The 24,867-nt window shown below is 38.4% G+C and carries 18 protein-coding genes and 1 tRNA gene; 12 read left to right on the top strand and 7 right to left on the bottom strand.

Going from position 1 to position 24,867, the window contains the following annotated elements; genetic code table 11:
* Window positions 1–177 precede the first annotated feature (177 nt).
* Window positions 178–2,127, top strand: a complete 1,950-nt coding sequence (locus DQN24_RS07410; RefSeq protein WP_111695641.1) for an LTA synthase family protein — start codon at window positions 178–180, stop codon at window positions 2,125–2,127.
* Between the two features lie 29 nt (window positions 2,128–2,156).
* Here DQN24_RS07410 and uvrB read toward each other — a convergent pair whose 3' ends face one another.
* Both uvrB and DQN24_RS07400 read right to left on the bottom strand, forming a co-directional pair.
* Window positions 2,157–4,196 carry an excinuclease ABC subunit UvrB gene (gene uvrB, locus DQN24_RS07405; RefSeq protein ID WP_105873737.1) on the bottom strand — a complete coding sequence of 680 codons (2,040 nt, stop codon included), beginning with the start codon at window positions 4,194–4,196 and terminating at the stop codon, window positions 2,157–2,159.
* Window positions 4,197–4,615: 419 nt separating this feature from the next.
* Window positions 4,616–4,691: transfer RNA gene (locus DQN24_RS07400), tRNA-Asn, on the bottom strand.
* Between the two features lie 312 nt (window positions 4,692–5,003).
* Here DQN24_RS07400 and DQN24_RS07395 point away from each other — a divergent pair.
* Window positions 5,004–5,522, top strand: coding sequence for an ESPR-type extended signal peptide-containing protein (locus DQN24_RS07395; RefSeq protein WP_227894291.1), 519 nt, complete (start codon window positions 5,004–5,006; stop codon window positions 5,520–5,522).
* Window positions 5,523–5,817: 295 nt separating this feature from the next.
* On the opposite strand, the gene zevB is transcribed toward DQN24_RS07395, so the two are convergent.
* Together zevB and zevA are read right to left on the bottom strand one after the other, a co-directional pair.
* Window positions 5,818–6,792, bottom strand: coding sequence for a zinc transporter permease subunit ZevB (gene zevB / locus DQN24_RS07390; RefSeq protein ID WP_111695640.1), 975 nt, complete (start codon window positions 6,790–6,792; stop codon window positions 5,818–5,820).
* Between the two features lie 2 nt (window positions 6,793–6,794).
* Window positions 6,795–7,415, bottom strand: coding sequence for a zinc transporter binding subunit ZevA (gene zevA / locus DQN24_RS07385; protein WP_111695639.1), 621 nt, complete (start codon window positions 7,413–7,415; stop codon window positions 6,795–6,797).
* Window positions 7,416–7,766: 351 nt separating this feature from the next.
* Here zevA and DQN24_RS07380 point away from each other — a divergent pair, with 351 nt between their 5' ends.
* The 7 genes from DQN24_RS07380 to mfd all read left to right on the top strand — a co-directional run bounded on the left by DQN24_RS07380 (window position 7,767) and on the right by mfd (window position 16,158).
* Window positions 7,767–8,042 (top strand): type II toxin-antitoxin system RelB/DinJ family antitoxin, encoded by a 276-nt coding sequence (locus DQN24_RS07380; protein ID WP_021035051.1) that lies wholly within the window; start codon window positions 7,767–7,769, stop codon window positions 8,040–8,042.
* Entirely contained in the window at window positions 8,039–8,302 is a 264-nt protein-coding gene (locus DQN24_RS07375; RefSeq protein ID WP_050846954.1) for a type II toxin-antitoxin system YafQ family toxin, read from the top strand. Before DQN24_RS07380 ends, DQN24_RS07375 begins: the two co-directional genes overlap by 4 nt.
* Window positions 8,303–8,396: 94 nt before the next feature.
* Window positions 8,397–10,067: an energy-dependent translational throttle protein EttA gene (gene ettA / locus DQN24_RS07370; protein WP_044364316.1), complete on the top strand. Its 1,671-nt coding sequence runs from the start codon at window positions 8,397–8,399 to the stop codon at window positions 10,065–10,067.
* Between the two features lie 61 nt (window positions 10,068–10,128).
* Entirely contained in the window at window positions 10,129–10,470 is a 342-nt protein-coding gene (locus DQN24_RS07365; RefSeq protein WP_050846956.1) for a SirB2 family protein, read from the top strand.
* 4 nt (window positions 10,471–10,474) lie between these two features.
* Window positions 10,475–12,445 carry a tRNA(Met) cytidine acetyltransferase TmcA gene (locus tag DQN24_RS07360; RefSeq protein ID WP_111695638.1) on the top strand — a complete coding sequence of 657 codons (1,971 nt, stop codon included), beginning with the start codon at window positions 10,475–10,477 and terminating at the stop codon, window positions 12,443–12,445.
* Window positions 12,442–12,615 carry a DUF5363 domain-containing protein gene (locus DQN24_RS09010; RefSeq protein WP_021035056.1) on the top strand — a complete coding sequence of 58 codons (174 nt, stop codon included), beginning with the start codon at window positions 12,442–12,444 and terminating at the stop codon, window positions 12,613–12,615. Before DQN24_RS07360 ends, DQN24_RS09010 begins: the two co-directional genes overlap by 4 nt.
* A gap of 102 nt (window positions 12,616–12,717) precedes the next feature.
* Window positions 12,718–16,158 carry a transcription-repair coupling factor gene (mfd, locus tag DQN24_RS07355; RefSeq protein ID WP_111695747.1) on the top strand — a complete coding sequence of 1,147 codons (3,441 nt, stop codon included), beginning with the start codon at window positions 12,718–12,720 and terminating at the stop codon, window positions 16,156–16,158.
* Window positions 16,159–16,210: 52 nt separating this feature from the next.
* Here mfd and DQN24_RS07350 read toward each other — a convergent pair whose 3' ends face one another.
* Entirely contained in the window at window positions 16,211–17,602 is a 1,392-nt protein-coding gene (locus DQN24_RS07350) for a DegQ family serine endoprotease (RefSeq protein ID WP_111695637.1), read from the bottom strand.
* Between the two features lie 194 nt (window positions 17,603–17,796).
* Between DQN24_RS07350 and accD the strand changes: the two genes are divergently transcribed.
* Window positions 17,797–18,687 carry an acetyl-CoA carboxylase, carboxyltransferase subunit beta gene (gene accD / locus DQN24_RS07345; protein WP_021035059.1) on the top strand — a complete coding sequence of 297 codons (891 nt, stop codon included), beginning with the start codon at window positions 17,797–17,799 and terminating at the stop codon, window positions 18,685–18,687.
* Window position 18,688: 1 nt separating this feature from the next.
* Window positions 18,689–19,993, top strand: coding sequence for a bifunctional tetrahydrofolate synthase/dihydrofolate synthase (gene folC / locus DQN24_RS07340; RefSeq protein WP_021035060.1), 1,305 nt, complete (start codon window positions 18,689–18,691; stop codon window positions 19,991–19,993).
* A 233-nt stretch (window positions 19,994–20,226) separates the two neighbouring features.
* Here folC and DQN24_RS07335 read toward each other — a convergent pair whose 3' ends face one another.
* Complete coding sequence (locus DQN24_RS07335) at window positions 20,227–20,913, bottom strand: SanA/YdcF family protein (RefSeq protein WP_041175311.1); 687 nt, start codon at window positions 20,911–20,913, stop codon at window positions 20,227–20,229.
* Between the two features lie 157 nt (window positions 20,914–21,070).
* Between DQN24_RS07335 and metX the strand changes: the two genes are divergently transcribed.
* Window positions 21,071–22,147, top strand: a complete 1,077-nt coding sequence (gene metX, locus DQN24_RS07330; protein WP_041175312.1) for a homoserine O-acetyltransferase MetX — start codon at window positions 21,071–21,073, stop codon at window positions 22,145–22,147.
* Window positions 22,148–22,216: 69 nt separating this feature from the next.
* Here the strand turns inward: metX and gyrA are convergent, their stop codons facing one another.
* Complete coding sequence (gene gyrA, locus DQN24_RS07325) at window positions 22,217–24,859, bottom strand: DNA topoisomerase (ATP-hydrolyzing) subunit A (protein ID WP_041175313.1); 2,643 nt, start codon at window positions 24,857–24,859, stop codon at window positions 22,217–22,219.
* Between the last annotated feature and the right edge of the window lie 8 nt (window positions 24,860–24,867).

Here is a 24,867-nt window from a genome sequence, read left to right as displayed (position 1 = left end):
TATCATTCTATTGAATGTGATTAGCTAAAATGTACTACACAGAATTCGGCATATTGTTTACATTTGAGATTAAGTAAAACTATGCGAAAATTTACCGCACTTTAAGGCTTTTATCTTGTCGAAAAGGAGCTGATAGACGTATAATAGCCTATCTTTCTTTAATTTAATACGTCTTATATGCCGTTGTTTAGTGGTTTTCACAATGAAAAAGCGCATTTCCCTTTATTTCCCATCTTCACATTTGTGTTGATTAATCTCATCATTCTTTCCTTATCCCGTTTGGGACTTGCGGTATGGCAATCAGAGCGTGTATCGGCCGTAGATGGTTGGTTGCAATTATTTTTGCAAGGCGTACGAATGGATATTGTGGCACTTTGCTATTTATTTGGCGTACCTGCATTGCTCACAACGTTATTTCATAGCAGTAAAGTTTGGGTAAAAATTTTACGCCTATGGCTAACCCTTGGCAGTGTGTTTATTATCTTTATGGAAATTGCCACACCTGCCTTTATTGAAACTTACGATTACCGCCCAAATCGTTTATTTATCGAATATCTGATTTATCCGAAAGAAGTTTTTTCAATGCTTGCGGAAGGGCATTTAAGTGCGGTGATTTTTAGCCTTGTTTTCACGATTTTAGCTGCCGTGATTTATTGGAAAATTTCTGGTTGGGCAGTCAAAAATTTACGTTCAATGAGTTGGAAACTTCGTCCTGTGATTGCTTTGCTTGTGATTGTCGTGAGCTTCCTTGGGGCACGTTCAAGTTTTCAACACCGTGGTATAAATCCTGCTATGGTGGCATTTTCTTCTGATGCGTTAGTGAATTCTTTGGTGCTTAATTCGGGCTATTCCGTCATTTATGCGGCACAGCAATTTAAAGATGAAGAAAAATCTTCAGAAATGTATGGAAAAATGGATGCAGATGAAATGTTTCGTATTGTTAAAGCTAGCCGTGGCCGTCCAGAAAGTGATTACATTTCAGATAAATACCCAACTTTAACGAAAAATGTCGCGACTTATCAGGGTAAACCTAAAAATATCGTGATTTTGCTACAAGAAAGTCTCGGTGCTCAATTTATTGGTACACTCGGTGGCAAACCACTTTCTCCAAATGTGGATCAGCTCGCAAAAGAAGGGTGGTTATTTGAAAATCTTTATGCAACAGGCACGCGTTCAGTACGTGGTATTGAAGCAACAACCGCAGGTTTTACGCCAACGCCAGCTCGTGCAGTGGTGAAACTTAATAATGCCCAAAGTGGTTTCTTTACTATTGCGGATTTATTACATAAACAAGGCTATAACACTTCCTTTATTTATGGTGGCGAAAAGCACTTCGACAATATGGCGAGCTTTTTCTATGGCAATGGTTTTAAAGATATTTGGGATCAACAAGATTACCAAAATCCAAAATTTACTGGCACTTGGGGCGTGAGTGATGAGGATTTATTTGATAAAGCCAATGAAACTTTCACGAAATTACAAAATGAAGGTAAACCGTTTTTTAGTTTAGTATTTAGCTCCAGCAATCACGATCCATTTGAATATCCAGATGGCAAGATTGAGCTTTATGAGCAACCAAAAGCCACTCGTAATAACGCAGCAAAATATGCGGATTATGCGTTAGGTCATTTCTTTAAAATGGCAAAACAGTCTAATTATTGGAAAGATACGATTTTCTTAATTGTTGCGGATCACGATTCTCGTGTAGGCGGAGCAAGTCTTGTGCCGATTAAGTATTTCCATATTCCAGCCTTGATTCTTGGTGATGGCATTACGCCACGCCGTGATAGCCGTCTTGTGAGCCAAATTGATATGCCAACCACATTACTTTCTTTAGCAGGCGTAAGTGGCAATTATCCAATGATTGGTTTTGATTTAACGCAAGATGTAAACCCAGATCGTGCTTTTATGCAATACGATCAAACTCAAGCAATGATGAAAGGCAATAATGATGTGGTAATTCAAATGCCAAATAAAGCAGCGCAAGGTTATCATTATGATAAATCAACAGAAACTTTAACGCCAAAAGACGTGCCTGATGCAATGAAAAAAGAGGCATTGGCTCACGCTTTATTAGGTAGTTATTTATATAAAAATCGCTTGTATTCTTCAGGTGAAAATAAATAAATGGAACGCCAGCTTAAGCTGGCGTTTTTTTAGTTATCAAAAACAAATTGTTCACGTAATTGATGTAATTGATCGCGAATTGCTGCGGCTTTTTCAAATTCCAAATCTTGCGCAAATTTATACATTTGTTGTTCCAGTTTTTTGATTTGTTGTTGATATTCTTTGGCATTTTTCGGTGCATTATAAAGTGCGGTTGGTTCTGCCGCCATTTTTCCACGTTGTTTATTGGCTTTCACTTTTTGGTTTGCACCTTGTCCAATATCTAACAATTCGCCGACTTTCTTATTTAATGCTTGTGGCACAATGCCATGTTCTTCATTGTATTTTGTTTGTTTTTCACGACGACGATTAGTTTCGGTGATGGCTTTTTCCATGGATTTTGTGATGCTATCCGCATATAAAATCGCTTTACCATTTAAGTTTCGCGCAGCACGACCGATGGTTTGGATCAAAGAGCGTTCAGAACGTAAAAATCCTTCTTTGTCCGCATCTAAAATCGCCACAAGAGACACTTCTGGAATATCTAAACCTTCACGTAATAAGTTAATTCCCACTAATACATCAAATTCGCCTAAACGCAAATCACGGATAATTTCGACGCGTTCCACGGTATCAATATCAGAATGTAGATAACGCACACGAATTCCATGTTCATCTAAATAATCCGTTAAATCTTCAGCCATTTTCTTCGTTAGCGTCGTCACTAAAACGCGTTCATTTTTATCCGCTCTTTGGCGAGCTTCGGAAAGTAAATCATCCACTTGAATTGACACTGGACGAATTTCAATAAGCGGATCAAGCAAACCAGTGGGGCGAACCACTTGATCGATGATTTCACTGCCTGATTTTTCTAATTCATAAGGCCCTGGTGTTGCGGAAACATAAATGGTTTGCGGAGCTAAGCGTTCAAATTCCTCAAAGCGTAACGGACGATTATCCAAGGCGGATGGCAAACGGAAACCATATTCGACTAAGGTTTCTTTACGTGAACGGTCGCCACGATACATTCCACCAATTTGAGGCACAGTTACATGAGATTCATCAATAATTAAAATGGCATCAGAGGGCATATAATCAAATAATGTTGGTGGTGGTTCGCCCTCATTTCTTCCCGATAAATAGCGAGAGTAGTTTTCAATACCCGAGCAATAGCCTAATTCATTCATCATTTCAATATCAAATTGGGTTCGTTGGCTAATTCGTTGTTCTTCTAAAAGTTTATGTTCTTTAATGAAGTATTCACGGCGTGATACGAGTTCTTTTTTGATGTTTTCTATCGCATCTAAAATGCGTTCTCTTGGCGTAACATAGTGCGTTTTAGGATAGATCGTAAAACGTGGAACAGCACCAAAACTACTGCCAGTGAGCGGATCAAATAAACTTAATCGTTCAATTTCATCATCAAATAATTCAATACGCACCGCACGATCATCGGATTCTGCAGGGAAAATATCAATAATTTCTCCACGAACACGGAAAGTTCCACGCTGAAATGCTTGATCATTGCGGGTATATTGCAATTCCGCTAACTTCGCTAAAATTTGGCGTTGATCGATAATGGCACCTTGTTGTAAATGCAACATCATTTGTAAGTAGCTATCAGGATCGCCCAAACCATAAATTGCAGAAACGGAAGCCACTACGATGGTATCTCGACGTTCTAAAAAAGATTTTGTCGCAGAAAGTCGCATTTGTTCGATTTGATCATTAATAGAAGCATCTTTTTCAATGAAAGTATCACTGCTAGGCACATAGGCTTCTGGCTGATAATAATCATAGTAAGACACAAAATATTCCACCGCATTTTCTGGAAAAAAGGCTTTCATTTCTGCATAAAGTTGAGCCGCAAGGGTTTTATTCGGTGCAAGTAACATTGCGGGGCGATTTAATTGAGCGATTACGTTGGCGATAGTAAATGTCTTCCCCGAGCCTGTTACTCCGAGCAAAGTTTGATGAGCCAATCCATCCGTTAAATTTTCAGCTAATTTTTCGATAGCTTGTGGCTGATCGCCAGAAGGACGAAAGTCGGAATGCAGAATGAACGGTTTTGTGTTGATTTTTTCAGACATAAAGTGAGGTCAGTTTTTTGATAGTTTTGAATAGTGCCTATTTTAGCATATTTAACGTGTAAAATTGATCAGGCAAAAATCTAAGTTTTACACAGACTTAGTGATGTCAAGAGAAAGATCTCACAAATTTATAAAAAAAACTTTAATTTTTTACTAGACAAAACTTAACTTATTGATTTTAAAGGATAATTTAAATTTAGGCTAATCTGTAATCAAGATCGAATAATCCTTGTAAGAACAAGGGATCCGCAAAATTTTAAAAAGTTAATCCACAAAGTTATCCACAGGCTTTGTGGATAGAAAAAAGAGATGATATTGATAAAAATAAAGCCCATCAACAGGATGGACTTAAAATCTTTTGGTTGCTAATTTAGAAATTTGTAAAAGGAGACAAACAAACTCTAAACCAAAAGAAAAATTGGCTCCTCCTGCTGGACTTGAACCAGCGACATATGGATTAACAGTCCACCGTTCTACCGACTGAACTAAGGAGGAATAAACTTTGTATCACAAGGAATAGGGCGCGCATTTTAATAAGGAGCTCATTCCTTGTCAATCAAAATGTATAAAAATGTAAATTTAATTTACATTTTATTTATTGAATTGATAATTAGTTGTCACATTATGTTTATGAAGTTAATTTGAATATCCTCTTTCTTTACAAATCTTTACAAAAAACAAGCATTAATCATATTGATATATATAATCGCCAACCTTTATCTCACGCTTATTTAAACGTCACTATCTAGAAAATGCGTTAAAAAATATGTGGGCTATCTATACCCCTGAAATGAAGGTTATTTATTTATGAATCGTGTATTTAAAATTATTTGGAACAAAACAACGCAGAGACAAGAGGTTGTTTCAGAATTAGCGAAAAGTAGTGCAAAAGCAAGTTCTGCTTCTAATAATACTCAAAAAGCCACAAAACAATTTATCATATCTATTCTTACAGTTCTTATAACATCAACATTGCTAGCTTCAGTTAGCAATGCTGCCACTATTAATTACAATGATATTCCTAAACAAGGTGTTGCAGTCGTATCAGATCCTAATAGTGAAATTCTGAAAAATGTTGCTCTTGAAGGTTCAGTTACTGTCGGCGTATATGCCAACGCATTAGCGACGGATTCCATTGCTATTGGTTCTCGTGCAAATGTTAATAATTATTGGGGAGATCAATATCGTGAAGCTTTAAATGGAATTGCTATTGGTCAATTTTCAAGTACATCTACTAAACATGCAGTAAGTGATATGAAAATCGGAGACACTACGCTATCTAAAGGTGTTGCCGCAACTGATAATGGCACAGTAAGTTATTGGTAATAACAATGTTAAACGACAAATCCAAAACGTTGGTGCAGGCTCTCTGAAAATTCTAGTGATGCTATTACTGGTTCACAGCTTTATTCTGTAATCAAAGCAACTGACGAAAAATGTTTTTGAGAGAGTTTTTTATTGTTTGAAGTACCAAATTAATTCAATATGTTCAATATATTCTGTTGATGTGTGGATTAAGAGGTATTTTCTAATAAGATTTATATCTGACCGTTTTTTATAATTTAATAAAATATCAATGCAACTTATTATCTCTTGATAATAAAATAGCCTTAATAGCTTATTAATTTCCAAATAAAATAGTGCCTCCATTTACTGGGTTTAGCGTTCCATACAACAAACTCAAGGCAAAAAATAGCATTATTCCACCTGCTATTAATTTCACGATGCCTTCGCTTTTTCCTTTCGTATGTTTTGAATTATACCAATGCCCTAAGTGAATTGCTGTATTTCGTGCGTAACGAACAATTCCTGCGAAGGCTGACAACATAAGCCCCGTGCCGAAAGACATGGCCAATACAGCTAAGATTCCCCAGCCATAAAGATCAAGCATATAAGCTAAAAATAAAACGAAAATTGCACCACTACATGGTCGCATACCAATTGTTAAAATGACTAGAAATTGTGATTTTAGATTGGTTGCTTGTGCAGTTTGCGTGGGGCTTGGCAAATGTTGGTGTCCACAGCCACAGGTGTTTGATTGAAAAGTGCGGTTATTTTTCACTGCACTTTTTTCGTGTAGGGAGAGTGGATTTAGGGATTTAATGGTTAATTTAGCTTTTTTACGATAGGCACGTAAACCTTGCCAAATCCAATAACAGCCGAGAAATACCAATAATAGCAAGGCAGTTCGTTCTAACCAAAGCTGACTTAATTTGAAATAACGTGATGAAAGATTTAGCACTATAACAAGCAATGTTGTTGCTGTAATCGCGACAATGCCTTGCATTAAAGATGAAAGTAGGCTCAAGATAGTGCTTTGTTTTAATTGGCTTTCATGAGTGGAAAGATAGCTGGCGATAATAAATTTGCCGTGTCCTGGCCCGAGAGCATGGAGTACGCCGTAAACAAAGCTGGCGAAAATAAGCGTGATGCCTGCCTTGATGCTATTATTTTGAATTTGATGTAAATTTTCCGAAATAAGTTGATTAAAATCTTTTTGCCATGCAGCAATATGTAAGAAAAACCAAGGGGAAAAATAGCCAAATAAGGCTAATGCAACAATCGATAACATTAGCACTGTTTTATATTTTTTCATTTCTACTCACATTGAATTATTATTTTTTGTGCGAACATCACACCTAAGGAATAATCTTCGTTCTTTTGGGATTTATCAAGTGAAGATGCGTAGGCTTGGATTTTTTCATCCACATTAGGTTCAATTAATTTTCCTTGGCAATTTTTCGGAAGTGCGGAAAAATCTACCGCACTTTTTGAGGCGTAAGTCATCGCCACATAATAAGTGGAATCGTAAGTTTGTAAGCTAAATGTGTTTTTTTCTAACTTTTGAGAATGGGCGAGTGGCACATCAAAATAATATTGCAGTTGTAAACCTTGAACGTTAATGCCGTAATTTTTTGGGCGAGGGGAATATTTGATTTTATTATTTTGCTTGTCATATAAATAGCTGAAATAATGTTCACTGACGATATTTCCCATGACGTCATCAAGAAGTTTTTGTTTCTCCGATTTAGTTCTAGCTTGTTTCATATCATAAATAACTGCAGACGAACTTGGTTCATCCAACGTCCATTTCATTGAAAAACCAGTAAGTTGATTATTTTCTATAATGGGCGTGCTTTGTATATCAATAAATGCATGGGGGTGAGATAAAGCACTGCAACTAAAGAATAGACCGAGTAATAATGAATACGTTTTCACAAAAAATCCTAATTATTTTGAACGTTAGCATTAGAAGTTGTTTATTCTACACGCAAAAATGAATTTTTCGGTCAAAAATATTGATGTAAATCAAAAAAACTCTCAATAGCATTTCCCTCGTCTCTGAATATTCAGTAACATTACCTCCGTCAAGTGATTGCTTGATATTCATAAAGTTCCTAAATAAAATAATCATAAATATAGCTAAACTACTTTCCTGCCACCCGTTTCGGGTGGTTTTTTTTATCTAAAATTTATTAGGAACGCATTTTTGTATATCTTTTGTGTTTTAATTGTATTTCATTGTATGTTATTGTGTATGTTAAGCATCATTGATAAGGAGAAAATAATATGGCTGCAGTTAGCTTTCGAGTACCTGATGAAACTAAAAATATAGCGTTTGAAGTGATTAAAAGTTATGGTCTTTCCCCAACTCAAGCACTTAATATGTTTTTAGCTCAAATAGCTAAAACGAAAGCGATTCCAGTATCATTAGATTATCAAACTGAACAGATGCCTAACTCAAAAACGATAATGGCTATGGCAGAGTTGGATAATCATAATGGGCGTGAATACAAAACATTGGAGGAATTCCATCAAGCGATGCTATCGGAGATGAAACTATGATTTCAGTGAGTGAGGAATATAAAAGAGAATTTAAAAAACATATTCCTCTTATTATAAATAGTCCAGAATATATTGAAGTTATGTATTGTCTTTTGAATAGCTTACCATTGCCAGAAAAATATAAAGATCACGCTTTAACTGGCAATTGGAAAGGTTGGCGAGATTGCCATATTAAGAATGATCTCGTGCTTATTTATAAAATTGTGGGGGATGAAATAAGACTAGCTCGTCTTAATACCCATCCAGAAATTTTTGGTTAATGGTAAGAATTTAAGTAAATCTTGTTCTTGGTATTCTATATTTTCGCCCTATTTTCCAGTAGAATAGGGCGAATTTTTTTGTGAGGAATTATTAATGTCATCTCAATTTGTATATACGATGCATCGTGTTGGCAAAGTGGTGCCGCCGAAGCGTCATATTTTGAAAGATATTTCTTTGAGCTTCTTCCCAGGTGCGAAAATCGGGGTATTGGGCTTAAATGGTGCGGGGAAATCGACCCTTTTACGCATTATGGCAGGCGTAGATAAAGAGTTTGAAGGGGAGGCTCGTCCGCAACCAGGAATTAAAATTGGGTATCTTCCGCAAGAGCCAAAACTCGAGCCACAACAAACCGTGCGTGAAGCAGTGGAAGAAGCGGTTTCTGAAGTGAAAAATGCACTGACTCGTTTAGATGAAGTGTATGCACTTTATGCGGATCCTGATGCAGATTTTGATAAATTAGCGGCAGAACAAGCCAATCTTGAAGCCATTATTCAAGCACACGATGGGCATAATTTAGATAACCAATTAGAGCGTGCGGCAGATGCATTACGTTTACCTGATTGGGATGCTAAAATCGAACATTTATCAGGAGGAGAGCGTCGCCGTGTGGCACTTTGTCGCTTATTACTCGAAAAACCTGATATGTTGTTATTAGATGAACCAACTAACCACTTAGATGCGGAATCTGTGGCGTGGTTAGAACGCTTCTTACACGACTACGAAGGCACTGTTGTGGCAATTACCCACGACCGTTATTTCTTAGATAATGTAGCAGGTTGGATCTTAGAGCTTGATCGTGGCGAGGGTATTCCTTGGGAAGGTAACTATTCTTCTTGGTTAGAGCAAAAAGAGAAACGTTTAGAACAAGAACAAGCAGCTGAAAATGCACGTCAAAAATCCATTGCGAAAGAGTTGGAATGGGTTCGTCAAAATCCTAAAGGCCGTCAAGCGAAAAGCAAAGCACGTATGGCTCGTTTTGATGAATTGAACTCTGGCGAATATCAAAAACGAAACGAGACGAACGAACTCTTTATTCCACCAGGTCCACGCTTAGGCGATAAAGTGATTGAAGTGCAAAACTTAACCAAGTCTTATGGCGACCGCACTTTAATTGATGATTTATCCTTTAGTATTCCAAAAGGTGCAATCGTTGGGATTATCGGAGCGAACGGTGCAGGTAAATCAACCTTATTCCGTATGTTGTCAGGTCAAGAGCAGCCAGATAATGGATCTATTACGATGGGCGAAACCGTTGTGCTTGCGTCTGTGGATCAATTCCGTGACGCTATGGATGACAAAAAAACTGTATGGGAAGAAGTGTCTAATGGACAAGACATTCTCACTATCGGCAACTTTGAAATTCCAAGCCGTGCTTATGTGGGGCGTTTCAACTTCAAAGGTGTGGACCAACAAAAACGAGTAGGCGAATTATCGGGTGGGGAACGTGGTCGTTTACACTTAGCTAAACTTCTACAACGTGGTGGTAACGTGCTATTACTGGACGAACCAACCAATGACTTAGATGTTGAAACCTTGCGTGCCTTAGAAAATGCGATCTTAGAATTCCCAGGCTGTGCAATGGTTATTTCCCACGACCGCTGGTTTTTAGACCGTATCGCAACGCATATTTTAGACTACGGCGATGAAGGTAAAGTCACGTTCTATGAAGGTAACTTCTCAGACTACGAAGAGTGGAAAAAGAAAACCTTAGGCGATGCCGCTACTCAGCCACATCGTATTAAATATAAACGTATTGCGAAGTAATTTAGATTGAGAAAGTGCGGTGGATTTTGACCGCACTTTTCTTACTTTTTTGGGAGTGATTATGTTAGTTCATTTACATATTTTTTTCGCCTTTGTAAGTTTGGCATTGTTAGTAATTCGTGGTGCAATGCAGCTTAATGGTAAAAATTGGCGTTCGATAAAATTATTAAAAATTTTACCGCACTTATCAGATACCTTGCTGATTGTGTCTGGTGTCGTCATTTTATATCTCTTCGCTTTTGATATTGAATTATGGTTAGTGGCTAAATTTGCATTACTGATTTTGTATATCCTGTTTGCTGCAAAATTTTTCAGTAAAAAAGTTTCTCAACCCAAAAGCATTTTCTTTTGGCTTGCTTGCGTAAGTTTTATTGGTGCGATATTAATTGCCTATTTAAAATAACACGATGCCATCTCGCCATCTTCAAATTTTAATCTGCAAAACCTTGCCACTTGTGCCTGATAACGTTTTGATTATCGGCGAAAGTGGCATTGCTTTTTCTAAAGCAACAAATTTGCTTGGACAAGAATTTGAACATATCTTATTTGATGGACGAAATGGCATTCATCTTGAAGCGCTGGCTATTGCAGCTGGAACACTAAAAATGGGCGGTACACTTTGTTTAGTGTTATCCGATTGGGAAAATTTATCTCAGCAGCCTGATCAAGATAGTTTACGTTGGAATGGAAATCAGTCAGCAATCGCCACGCCTAATTTTATTGATCATTTCAAACAGTGTATTGAACGTTATCATTTCCCCATTTTAAGAGAGGAAAGTGCGGTTGAATTTCCTGCATTTTTTTATTCTAACGAGCATCACAAAAATGCCACGTTAGCTCAACAACAAATTATCGAGACTATTTTACAGGCTGAGCAGGATATTTATTTTCTAACCGCCAAGCGGGGAAGAGGGAAATCTGCATTATTGGGAATGCTTGCTAACCAAATTCAAGCACCAGTTTATCTGACTGCACCGAATAAAAGTGCGGTACATTCGGTTATTGAATTTTCAGAACGAGAGATAGAATTTATTGCGCCCGATGAACTGGCTATTCGGTTACAAAATGAACCAGAATTTAGTCAATCTGCTTGGTTGCTGGTAGATGAAGCCGCAATGATCCCATTGCCCTTATTGCAACAATATTCTCAATATTTTCAACATATTGTCTTCAGTACTACAATTCATAGCTACGAAGGAACGGGGCGTGGTTTCGAATTAAAATTTAAACGGAAAATTCACCGCACTTTTCAGCATTTTGAGCTTAAACAGCCTCTACGTTGGCAAGAAAATGATCCCTTAGAACATTTTATTGATGATCTTTTGTTGCTAAATGCCGAAGATGATTTTCAGCACTTCGACTATAGCGATATTACTTATAACATTGAGGAAAACGCTAAAAACCTTTCCTTCCCCTGCTTGCGGGGGAAGGTGCCCGTAGGGCGGAAGGGGGACTTAGATATAGCCAGCCCCCCTCAGCCTTCGGTAGCACCCCTCACAAGCAAGGGCAGACAAGAGGAATATAGTCATCAATTTTTCTTTCGAGATTTTTATGGACTAATGACGATTGCTCACTACCGTACATCGCCACTCGATCTTCGCCGTTTACTTGATGGAGAAAATCAACGTTTTTATTTTGCAGAATATCAACAGAATTTGCTCGGTGCAATCTGGGCGTTGGAAGAGGGAAATATGGCAGATGATGAATTGATTGTGCAAATTCAACAAGGCAGACGCCGTCCAAAAGGGAACCTTGTGCCACAGGCGTTATGTTTCCACGAAAATTTATCCCAAGCCTGTAAATTACGATCTTTACGAATTTCTCGTATCGCAGTTCAGCCAAATTGGCAAAAAAAGGGAATTGGTCAAAATCTAATGAAATTTATGGAAAATTCAGAAGTGGATTTTCTTTCGGTAAGTTTTGGTTACACTGACGAACTCGAAAAATTTTGGCAAAAGTGCGGTTTTGTTTTGGTGCATTTAGGCGAGCATCAAGAAGCGAGTAGTAGTTGTTATTCAGCGATAGCCCTAAAAGGTATTTCTAAAGAAGGATTGGCTTTAGTTGATACTGCATATAAACAATTTCAGCGAAATATTAGCCTGTCTTATCATCCTTTGGCAGAAAATTTTTCGCAAAATCAAATTGATTGGCAGCTTGATGATTTTGATTGGATGAGCTTAAAAAACTTCGCTAATTTTTACCGCACTTTATTTTCAAGCATTCCTGCGATGAGGCGTTTATTAAAATTAGCGGGCAAAGAAAATTTCCCATTAATTTCCGCTTATTTAACAAAAAAACAACTTCCCATTAACAAGAAAAAAGGCGTAGAACGGCTACGTTTAGAAATTAAACAATATTTAGAGCGAGGAACTTTATGACAGAACAAACCGCAAAACCAAAAGGCTGGTTTAAACGCGCACTTGAAAAATATGACAACTTCATTAAAGAATGGGGTTTAGATCAACCTAATTGTAGCTGCGTGCCTATGTTAGCAACAGAAGATGAAAATGGTAATTTGAAGAAAGAAGAATCTTCTTTAAAGAAATAAATATTAACTGTTTTTTTAAACAGTAAGCTTATTGAAAGATAGGGCAAATTCCAGTACACTATGCGTCAATTTTTATACAAGATTGACGCATTATTTATATTTATGAAAACGGCTTTTTTCCAACCTGATATTCCAACCCAACCTAATGATCATAAAATTTTAGGCAATGTCTTACAAGGTGCTGATGCACTGGCGATTAGTGAAATTGCAGAGCAAAATCAAAATTTAACTGTAGTAGTCACACCAGATACACGAAGTGCGGTACGTTTATCGCGTGTTTTATCGGAATTAAGCAGTCAAAATGTTTGCGTATTCCCTGATTGGGAAACCTTACCTTATGATACCTTTTCTCCCCATCAAGAAATTATTTCCTCTCGTTTAAGTGCGCTTTTCCATTTACAAAATGCGAAAAAAGGCATTTTCTTATTGCCGATTTCGACATTAATGCAACGCCTTTGCCCGCCACAATATTTACAACACAATGTGCTTCTGATTAAAAAAGGCGATCGTTTGGTCATCGATAAAATGCGTTTACAATTAGAAGCCGCGGGCTATCGTGCTGTGGAGCAAGTATTAGAACACGGCGAGTATGCCGTTCGTGGGGCTTTGTTGGATCTTTTCCCAATGGGAAGTGCGGTGCCTTTTCGTCTTGATTTTTTTGATGATGAAATTGATTCCATTCGCACTTTTGATGTGGATACGCAACGTACTCTTGATGAAATTAACTCAATTAATCTTTTGCCAGCGCACGAATTTCCAACGGATGATAAAGGGATTGAATTTTTCCGTGCACAATTTCGTGAAACCTTTGGGGAGATCCGTCGAGATCCCGAACATATTTATCAGCAAATCAGTAAAGGTACCTTGATTTCTGGCATTGAATATTGGCAGCCACTTTTCTTTTCTGAAATGGCGACGTTGTTTGATTATTTGCCAGAACAAACGCTGTTTGTGGATATGGAAAATAACCAAACGCAAGGCGAGCGTTTTTATCAAGATGCCAAACAGCGTTATGAACAACGTAAAGTGGATCCAATGCGTCCGCTTTTATCGCCTGAAAAATTATGGCTCAATGTTGATAAAGTTAATCGCCGATTGAAATCTTATCCACGTATTACATTTAAAGCGGAAAAAGTGCGGTCATCGGTATGCCAGAAAAATTTACCTGTTGCCGCTTTACCAGAAGTGACTATTCAATCCCAGCAAAAAGAACCATTGGGGCAATTACGCCAATTTATTGAGCATTTTAAAGGAAATATACTCTTTTCTGTGGAGACAGAAGGTCGCCGAGAGACGTTGCTTGATTTACTTTCAGCGTTAAAACTTAAACCAAAACAAATTCAATCCTTGGAACAGGCTAAGAATGAAAAATTTAGCTTGTTAGTCAGCTCTCTTGAACAAGGTTTTATTATTGAACAATCGTTTCCTGTTGCGATTATTGGCGAAGCTAATTTACTTGGCGAACGTGTTCAACAACGTTCTAGAGATAAACGTAAAACGATTAATCCTGACACGCTTGTACGCAATCTTGCCGAGTTGAAAATAGGGCAACCAGTTGTGCATCTTGATCACGGTGTGGGGCGTTATGGTGGTTTGGTCACCTTAGATACAGGCGGCATTAAAGCAGAATATTTGCTGTTAAATTATGCCAATGAATCAAAACTTTATGTCCCAGTGACTTCATTACATTTGATTAGCCGTTATGTGGGTGGTTCTGATGAAAGTGCGCCATTACATAAACTGGGTAACGAGGCTTGGGCGAAATCACGTCAAAAAGCAGCGGAGAAAATTCGTGATGTGGCGGCCGAGTTATTAGATGTTTACGCTCAACGTGAAGCGAAGAAAGGCTTTGCCTTTAAATATGATCGTGAAGAATTTCAACAATTTGCTGCAACCTTTCCTTTTGAAGAAACTTACGATCAGGAAATGGCAATTAATGCGGTAATTTCTGATATGTGTCAGCCAAAAGCAATGGATCGCCTTGTTTGCGGTGATGTGGGTTTTGGTAAAACTGAAGTGGCAATGCGTGCTGCCTTTTTGGCTGTGATGAATCATAAACAAGTAGCAGTGCTAGTGCCAACCACATTGTTAGCCCAACAGCATTATGAGAATTTTAAAGATCGTTTTGCGAACTTGCCTGTGAACGTAGAAGTGTTATCGCGTTTCAAAACTGCAAAAGAACAAAAACAAATTCTGGAAAACCTTGCAGAAGGCAAAGTCGATATATTGATTGGTACCCATAAATTAATTCAATCAGATGTCAAATTTAGCGATCTTGGTTTGTTGATTATTGATGAAGAGCACCGTTTTGGTGTAGGGCAAAAAGAGAAAATCAAACAGCTCCGTGCGAATATCGATATTCTTACGCTAACGGCAACGCCAATTCCGCGTACGCTAAATATGGCGATGAATGGTATTCGTGATCTGTCCATTATTTCCACACCTCCTGCTCGCCGATTAAGTATTAAAACCTTCGTCCGCCAGAATGATGATCTTGTTGTACGAGAAGCGATTTTGCGTGAAATCTTGCGTGGCGGACAGGTTTATTACCTCCATAATGATGTCGCAAGTATTGAAAATACAGCAGAAAAACTCACCGCACTTGTGCCAGAAGCGCGAGTGATTGTGGGGCATGGACAAATGCGCGAACGTGAATTAGAGCGTGTGATGAGTGATTTTTATCATCAGCGTTATAACGTCTTAGTTTGTTCAACCATTATCGAAACGGGTATTGATGTACCAACGGCAAATACCATTATTATTGAACGAGCGGATCATTTTGGCTTGGCTCAGCTTCATCAATTACGTGGACGAGTAGGGCGTTCACATCATCAGGCTTATGCTTATTTGCTTACGCCACCGCCAAAAATGATGACAAAAGATGCTGAACGCCGTCTTGATGCATTGGAAAATCTTGATAATCTTGGGGCTGGTTTTATCTTGGCAACCCACGATTTAGAGATTCGTGGTGCAGGCGAATTACTCGGAAATGAACAAAGCGGACAAATTGAAAGCATCGGTTTTTCGCTTTATATGGAATTATTGGATGCGGCGGTTAAAGCGTTAAAAGAAGGGCGAGAACCATCCTTAGAAGAACTGACGCAACAACAAGCGGATATTGAATTGCGCGTTCCTGCTTTACTGCCTGATGATTATCTAGGAGACGTGAATATGCGTTTATCCTTTTATAAACGCATTGCCGCCGCAGAGAGTAAAGCAGAATTAGATGAATTAAAAGTCGAGTTGATTGACAGATTTGGATTATTGCCTGATGCAACGAAAAACTTATTACAAATTGCAGAGTTGCGTTTATTGGTTGAGCCGTTAAAAGTTGTGCGAATTGATGCTGGAACACAAGGCGGTTTTATTGAGTTTTCAGCAAAAGCACAAGTGAATCCAGATAAATTTATTCAATTAATTCAAAAAGAACCTATTGTGTATCGATTTGATGGTCCATTAAAATTTAAGTTTATGAAAGATCTATCCGATAACAAAGTGCGGTTAGAATTTGTGGTGGATTTGTTAAGAACGATTGCTGCATAAAAAGAAGTCCGATCATTGTGATCGGACTTTTTTCTTAAATATATCAAGCAGATTATTGCACTAATAAATAGAAATTACTGTTACCTCGTAAAATATTAAGTGCAATTGCTGATGGCTCAGTTTCAAGCACTTTATTTAATTCACGAATGTTTTCGATCATTTGACGATTAATACCAATAATAATATCGCTCGCTTTTAAACCACGTTGTGCAGCCAGCGAATTAGGTTGAATTTTTGTGATTTCAATGCCTTTAACGCCTTTTGCATCGTAGTCTTTCAATGTTGCGCCATCTAATGCGAGTAATTCAGTTTTAGAGGAAAGTTGGCTACCATCATCTGCTTGTAATTTCACTTTAACATCGTGGGATTTGCCGTCTCGTAAGTAAGTCAAGCTAATCTCTTTGCCTGCACCAGTGGTTGCAATTTTTGCACGCATTTCAGCAAAACTTGAGATTTTTTGACCGTTCATCGCCGTGATAATATCGCCCGCTTTAAGACCTGCTTTTTCAGCAGCAGATTTCGGTAAAACTTCGCTCACAAATGCGCCTTGTTGCGCACTCACATTAAAGGCTTTGGCTAAATCAGCATTGAGTTCGCCCCCTTTAATACCAAGCAATCCGCGACGCACTTGACCAAATTCTAAAATTTGTTGCACTAAATTGCTTGCTTGATTACTTGGAATCGCAAAGGCAATTCCTGCATTGCCACCGCTTGGAGAAATAATTGCGGTATTAATGCCAATAAGTTCGCCATTTAAATTTACCAACGCACCACCCGAATTACCGCGGTTTACGGCTGCATCGGTTTGAATGTAGTTTTCATAAGTACCGCTATCAGAGCCTGTTGAACGACCCAATGCAGAAACAACACCTGATGTCACAGTTTGACCTAAACCAAATGGATTACCAATTGCAACAGTAAAATCGCCTACGCGTAATTTGTCGGAATCAGCAAATTTGATTTCTGTTAAATTACTTGGTTTTTCAAGTTGAACTAACGCAATATCTGATTGCTCATCTTTACCCACTAATTTTGCTTTAAATTCACGACCATCTTGTAATTGCACGGTAATTTTATCAGCCCCATCAATAACATGATTATTAGTTAAAACATAGCCTTTGCTTGCATTAATAATGACACCAGAACCTAAACCACGGAAGTTACGCTTTGACTCTCCGCGTCCACCAAATTGTTCCGCAAAACGATCGCCGAAGAAAAATTTAAATTCTTCAGGAATATCGTCTAGGAAAGGAGAACGAGAATCTCCTTTAGCTTTTCCTTCAACGGAAAGAGTGACAACGGCAGGTTGAACTTTTTCTAACATTGGTGCAAGACTGTTTTGTTCCGAAATAAAACTTGGCAAAGTGGCTTGAGCAACAAATGATGTGCTTAATACACTTAATCCAAGTGCAATACTATTTAATACAAAACGTGTTTTTTTCATAAAATACTCCAAAATAGATTTCAGACAACGTGGTCTATAAGACAAAAAAATAGAAAAAATGTTCAATAAGAGGAGAGCAAATTATCTTGTTAAAAAGGAAATCGGAGCAGTATAAAAACGGCCTTACAAGTAGCAAATTCTATAAATTTATGTTCTAATACGCGCAATTTTCTAGTCAATAAAAAGGTCAAAAAATGAGCTGGATTAACCGAATTTTTAGTAAAAGTCCTTCTTCTTCCACTCGAAAAGCCAATGTGCCAGAAGGCGTATGGACAAAATGCACTGCTTGTGAACAAGTACTTTATAGTGAAGAACTCAAACGTAATCTGTATGTTTGCCCTAAATGCGGTCATCATATGCGTATTGATGCCCGTGAGCGTTTATTAAACTTATTGGACGAAGATTCAAGCCAAGAAATTGCGGCAGATTTAGAACCAAAAGATATTTTAAAATTTAAAGATTTAAAGAAATATAAAGATCGTATCAGTGCGGCACAAAAAGAAACGGGTGAAAAAGATGCATTAATTACCATGACAGGTACACTTTATAATATGCCAATTGTTGTGGCTGCATCAAACTTTGCTTTTATGGGCGGTTCAATGGGTTCTGTAGTTGGGGCAAAATTTGTTAAAGCGGCTGAAAAAGCAATGGAAATGAATTGTCCCTTTGTATGTTTCTCTGCAAGTGGCGGTGCGCGTATGCAAGAAGCCTTGTTTTCTTTAATGCAAATGGCAAAAACTAGTGCGGTGCTTGCCCAAATGCGTGAAAAAGGTGTGCCGTTTATTTCAGTATTAACGGATCCAACTTTAGGTGGCGTATCAGCCAGTTTTGCGATGTTAGGGGATTTAAATATTGCCGAGCCAAAAGCCTTAATTGGGTTTGCTGGCCCTCGTGTTATTGAACAAACCGTACGTGAAAAATTACCAGAAGGTTTCCAACGCAGTGAGTTTTTACTTGAGAAAGGGGCAATTGATATGATCGTGAAACGTTCAGAAATGCGTAAAACTTTGGCAAGTGTACTGAGTAAATTAACGAATCAACCTTCTCCTTTTGTAGAACCTGAACTCATTTCAGAAGATGAATAATATGCAACTTAAAGCCACTTCGCCACTCGCTGAGTGGCTTTCTTATTTAGAAAAAAGCCATTTTAAACCCATTGATCTTGGTTTAGATCGTATTAAATCTGTGGCAGAAAAATTGGATTTACTTCATCCAGCCCCTTATGTGATAACAGTGGGAGGGACGAATGGTAAAGGCACCACTTGCCACTTATTAGAAACGATTTTGCTTAATCACGGATTACGTGTAGGCGTGTATTCTTCGCCCCATTTGTTGCGTTATAACGAGCGAGTACGCATTCAAAATCAAGATTTACCCGATGAAGCACATACAGCCTCTTTTGCTTTTATTGATGAAAACAAAACAGAATCGCTGACTTATTTTGAATTTAGCACCCTTTCTGCATTGCATTTATTTAAGCAAGCAAAGTTAGATGTAGTGATTTTAGAAGTGGGGTTGGGTGGTCGTTTAGATGCGACCAATATTGTGGATAGCCATCTTGCAGTGATTACTAGCATCGATATTGATCATACCGATTTTCTTGGGGATACCAGAGAGGCTATTGCTTTTGAAAAAGCAGGAATTTTCCGCGAAAATTGCCCTGTCGTGATTGGCGAACCTAATGTTCCGCAAACAATGTTAGATCAGGCTGAAAAATTACATTGCCAAGTTTCTCGTCGTGATGTGGATTGGTCATTTGAGCAAAATGCTGAAAATTGGCAATGGCAAAATAAAAAAGTGCGGTTAGAAAATTTGCTGTTTTGTCAGATTCCATTGGCGAATGCCGCAACGGCTCTTGCTGCTGTTCAATGTTTACCTTTTGATATTTCTGAACAGACTTTGCGAAAATCTCTGCAAGAGGTGGAGTTGGTTGGTCGTTTTCAAGCAATAAAAGCAGATAGACGTAAAAAATTAGCGGATTATCTTGGCGTACCAGCTGAAACCTTGCCAACAATCATTGTTGATGTGGGGCATAATCCTCATGCCGCAAAATATTTATCTGAAAAATTAACCGCACTTAAATGCAACATTGAGGGCAAAATGATTGCCGTATGTGGAATGCTAAAAGATAAAGATGCAAATGGGGTATTTGCACATTTAACGCCTATTATTGATGAATGGCATTGTGTAACCTTAGGCGGCTATCGCGGGCAGTCAGGCGATGAATTAGCTGATAAACTGAAAAGTCATTTCCCACACGTTCAAGCTACATCAGATAATTCTGTTATGGATGGTGTGCGTACAGCGCTCAAAAGTGCGGTAAAAAATGATGTTGTTTTAGTCTTAGGATCTTTCCACACCGTTGCTGAATTTTGGGCGGTATTGGAATAAAATTTACCATTAAAACAAAGGGCTGATCTTTAAAATCAGCCCTTATTTTTTTGCTTGCTTGGGAGAGTTTCATAATTCACCTGATAAATTTTACTAATTTAAGGATTGAATGTGGGACTTTACGTAATACGTAACATTGCTTTGCAAAAGCGTGTAGATTTTAACCAATTTTAAGTAGGCTTGCAAATTTTTAGCGGAAATTTTTGGTAGAAATACTGATTAGATTTCAGCGATTATTTCACTGAAAATTTTTCCGTTGGAAGTGGTTCTGGCTCGCCCAAAAAATAAGGTTCAACCCCTAATATCAAATCAAAAACTGCTTTTATTCGCGCAAAAACTTCTCTTATTTGTGTGGAAAAATGTAATTCTGGCTGTTTTGCCACAAAGCAAATGGCATCAATATTATGTGCTTGGGTAATTAATAGTGCGCGTTCGCAATGAAATTTTTGACTGACAATCGTAAATGCTTGTACTTGGAAAATTTTATCGGCACGGATAACGGAATCAAGGGTGCGAAAGCCTGCAAAATCACGGAACATTGAAGTTTCTGGCACGCCCATTTTGCGTAAATCGCGAAACATTGCTCTTGGTTCGTTATATTGCAAAGTTCGGTTGTCGCCACTTAATAAAAGATAATTCACTTTTTGTTGTTCGATTAGGCTTTTAGCTGTGGTTAAGCGACTATCGTAATAAACGTTCGGTTTTCCGCTGACGGTGTATTTTGATGTGCCAAGCACAAGGGCGTAAGGACGAAAGGGGAGTTCATCAATATTTGTGAATATTTTATCGCGAACATAAAAACTTACGCCTCGATCAACTAGCAAGCAAAGTATAATCAATGCAAAGATTGCGTAGAGTAGTATGCGAAAAAGTGCGGTGAATTTTGGGGAGAATTTTTTTACTAGCATAGCGGTAAACATAATGAAAAATCGACCGCACTTCAAGGGGAATTTGATGGATTTTGTGAATCGCATTGATGTGCGATAATTTAGCCGTTTAGACGGCTAAAATTTCTTGACAAGCTAATCGACTTACTGATAGTTTAAACGCCATTCTGATTATTACGATAGGTTTTCAATGTCTGTGCAAAATGTAGTGCTTTTTGACACACAGCCTTTAACTCTGATGCTTGGCGGCAAACTTTCCCATATTAATGTCGCGTATCAAACATATGGCGTGCTCAATGCTGAGAAAAATAATGCGGTATTAATTTGCCACGCTTTGACTGGCGATGCTGAGCCTTATTTCGATGATGGTCGCAATGGATGGTGGCAGAATTTTATGGGAGCAGGTTTAGCATTGGATACGGATCGTTATTTTTTTATTAGCTCGAACGTATTAGGCGGTTGTAAGGGAACAACTGGGCCTTCATCGATTAATCCGAAGATGGGTAAACCTTATGGTAGCCAATTTCCTAATATTGTCGTGCAAGATATTGTCAAAGTACAAAAAGCCTTGCTTGATCATCTTGGCATTAGCCATTTAAAAGCTATTATTGGCGGATCTTTTGGTGGCATGCAAGCGAATCAATGGGCGATTGATTATCCTGATTTTATGGATAATATCGTGAACCTTTGCTCATCCATTTATTTTAGTGCTGAAGCCATCGGTTTTAACCACGTAATGCGTCAAGCGGTCATTAATGATCCTAATTTTAACGGTGGCGATTACTATGATGGTACACCGCCAGATCAAGGGCTATCTATTGCGCGTATGCTAGGTATGCTGACTTACCGCACTGATTTACAACTTGCGAAAGCCTTTGGGCGTGCCACAAAATCAGATGGCAGTTTTTGGGGCGATTACTTTCAAGTGGAATCCTACCTTTCTTATCAAGGAAAAAAATTCTTAGAACGTTTTGATGCCAATAGTTATTTGCATTTGTTACGTGCGTTAGATATGTATGATCCCAGTCTGGGGTATGAAAATATCAAAGAGGCTTTATCACGCATTAAAGCGCGTTATACATTGGTTTCTGTGACTACGGATCAGCTTTTTAAACCAGTGGATCTTTATAAAAGTAAACAGCTTTTAGAACAAAGTGGCGTCGATCTACATTTTCATGAATTTCCATCAGACTACGGACACGATGCGTTTTTAGTGGATTATGATCAGTTTGAAAAACGGATTAGAGATGGTTTGGCTGGTAAGTAATTAGGCATAAAAAAGTGCGGTGAAATTTTACCGCACTTTTTCTTTTATAATAGGTTCTTTTATAATAGGTTATTCTTCAGAACTGCTTTCTTCCAAAGAATCTTCTTCATCTGCATCACAAACACGCTCTAAACTTACTACGTGTTCATCATCGGCAGTACGAATTAAACGAACACCTTGCGTGTTACGACCTACAATGCTTACCTCGCTTACGCGTGTGCGAACAAGGGTTCCTGCATCAGTGATCAACATAATTTGGTCTGTTTCTTCTACTTGAGTTGCGGCAACTACTTTACCATTGCGTTCACTCACTTTAATCGAAATCACACCTTTTGTATTACGTGACTTAGTTGGGTATTCACTTAACTGTGTGCGTTTTCCGTAGCCGTTTTGCGTTGCGGTTAAAATGGCACCTTCGCCTTTTGGCACAACAAGAGAAACCACTTTATCGATATTTAAGTCTAATGATGCTTCAGCGTTGTCATCAGAAATTTCTTCAATTTCTACCGCACTTTCATCGTCAGAAATATCGTTTGTTAAAGCCAGTTTGATACCGCGAACCCCTGTTGCTAAACGCCCCATTGCACGCACAGCATTTTCTGCAAAACGTACCACACGACCTTGTGATGAGAACAACATAATTTCGTTGCTACCATCGGTAATATCCACGCCGATTAATTCATCTTCATCACGTAAATTCAATGCGATGATACCGTTTGAACGTGGACGGCTAAATTCAGTTAAGGCGATTTTCTTCACAATACCGCCAGCAGTTGCCATGACCACGAATTTATCTTCTTCGTAAGCAGAAACTGGTAAGATTGCAGTAATACGTTCGTTTTCTTGTAATGGAAGAATATTTACAATTGGACGACCGCGTGCGCCACGGCTTGCTTGCGGAAGTTGATATACTTTCAACCAATATAAACGGCCACGGCTAGAGAAGCAGAGGATCGTATCGTGAGTATTTGCCACCAGTAATTTTTCGATGAAATCTTCTTCTTTCATCTTCGTCGCAGATTTACCTTTACCGCCACGACGTTGTGCTTCATAGTCAGTTAGTGGTTGGTACTTCACATAACCTTCATGAGAAAGCGTTACAACTACGTCTTCTTGTGCGATTAAATCCTCTAAATCAATATCGCCAGATGCGGTGGTAATTTCAGTTAAACGATCATCGCCGAATTGTGCTTTCACTTCTTCCAATTCTTCACGAATCACTTCCATTAAACGTTCTGCGCTACTTAAAATATGAAGAAGATCTGCAATTTTAACTAATAATTCTTCATATTCTTTTACAACTTCTTCAAAGGCAATGCCCGTTAAACGGTGTAAACGAAGTTCTAGAATTGCGTTTACTTGCGCTGGCGATAAGTAATATTGTTCACCTTGAATACCAAGATTTTCTTCTAAATCATCAGGACGAGCAGAAACATCAAGAAGATTAATAATATCGCTATGTAATGTCCAAGAGCGTGAACTGATTGTTGTTGCAGCTTCTTCACGGTTTTTAGAGTTACGAATAATCGCAATCATTTCATCGATATTAGAACGAGCAACCGCTAAACCTTCCAAAATATGCGTACGTTCACGTGCTTTGCGAAGCTCAAAGATAGAACGACGTGTAACGACTTCACGGCGGTGTAACACAAAGGATTCAATGATTTCTTTAAGATTAAATAAACGTGGCTGACCGTGATCCAATGCTACCATATTGATACCAAAGGTCACTTGCATTTGAGTAAGCGAGTAAAGATGGTTTAATACCACTTCCCCTACTGCCTCACGTTTAATATCAATTTCAATACGAATCCCTTCTTTGTTTGAAAGGTCAGTAATATTGCTGATACCTTCGATTTTTTTCTCGCGAATTAATTCGGCAATTTTCTCGACTAATTTTGCTTTATTTACTTGGTATGGCAATTCAGACACGATAATTTGCTCGCGTCCTTTTTCGTTGGTTTCTACCGTTGCTCGAGCGCGAACATACACTTTGCCACGACCAGTGCGATAGGCTTCTTCAATTCCTTTACGACCATTAATTAATGCCGCGGTTGGAAAGTCTGGGCCTGGAATATGTTGCATTAATTCATCAATGGTAATTTCATTGTTGTCGATATAAGCCAAACAACCATTTAATACTTCATTTAAGTTGTGAGGAGGAATATTAGTTGCCATCCCCACCGCAATACCAGAAGAACCATTTGCTAAAAGTGCTGGAATACGAGTCGGTAATACATCTGGAATCATTAATTCGCCATCATAGTTTGGCGAGAAATTGACGGTTTCTTTATCCAAATCAGTGAGCAATGCTTGCGTAATTTTTTGCATACGTACTTCGGTATAACGCATTGCAGCGGGTGCATCGCCGTCAATTGAACCAAAGTTACCTTGCCCATCAACTAACATATAGCGAAGTGAGAATGGTTGCGCCATACGAACGATTGTATCGTACACAGCGGAATCGCCGTGAGGATGATATTTACCGATTACATCCCCCACAACACGCGCTGATTTTACGTATTTTTTATTGGCGGTATTGCCTTCGCGATCCATTGAGAACAACACGCGGCGGTGAACAGGTTTTAAACCATCTCTAACGTCAGGTAATGCACGCCCAACGATAACCGACATCGCGTAGTCAAGGTAGGAAGATTTGAGTTCTTCTTCAATATTGACAGGGGTGATAGATGATTGGATTGAATCCGTCATTGGTATTC

The sequence above is a fragment of the Haemophilus influenzae genome, from assembly GCF_900475755.1.
Taxonomy (GTDB): domain Bacteria; phylum Pseudomonadota; class Gammaproteobacteria; order Enterobacterales; family Pasteurellaceae; genus Haemophilus; species Haemophilus influenzae_D.
This window is presented reverse-complemented; position numbering and strand designations above follow the sequence as displayed.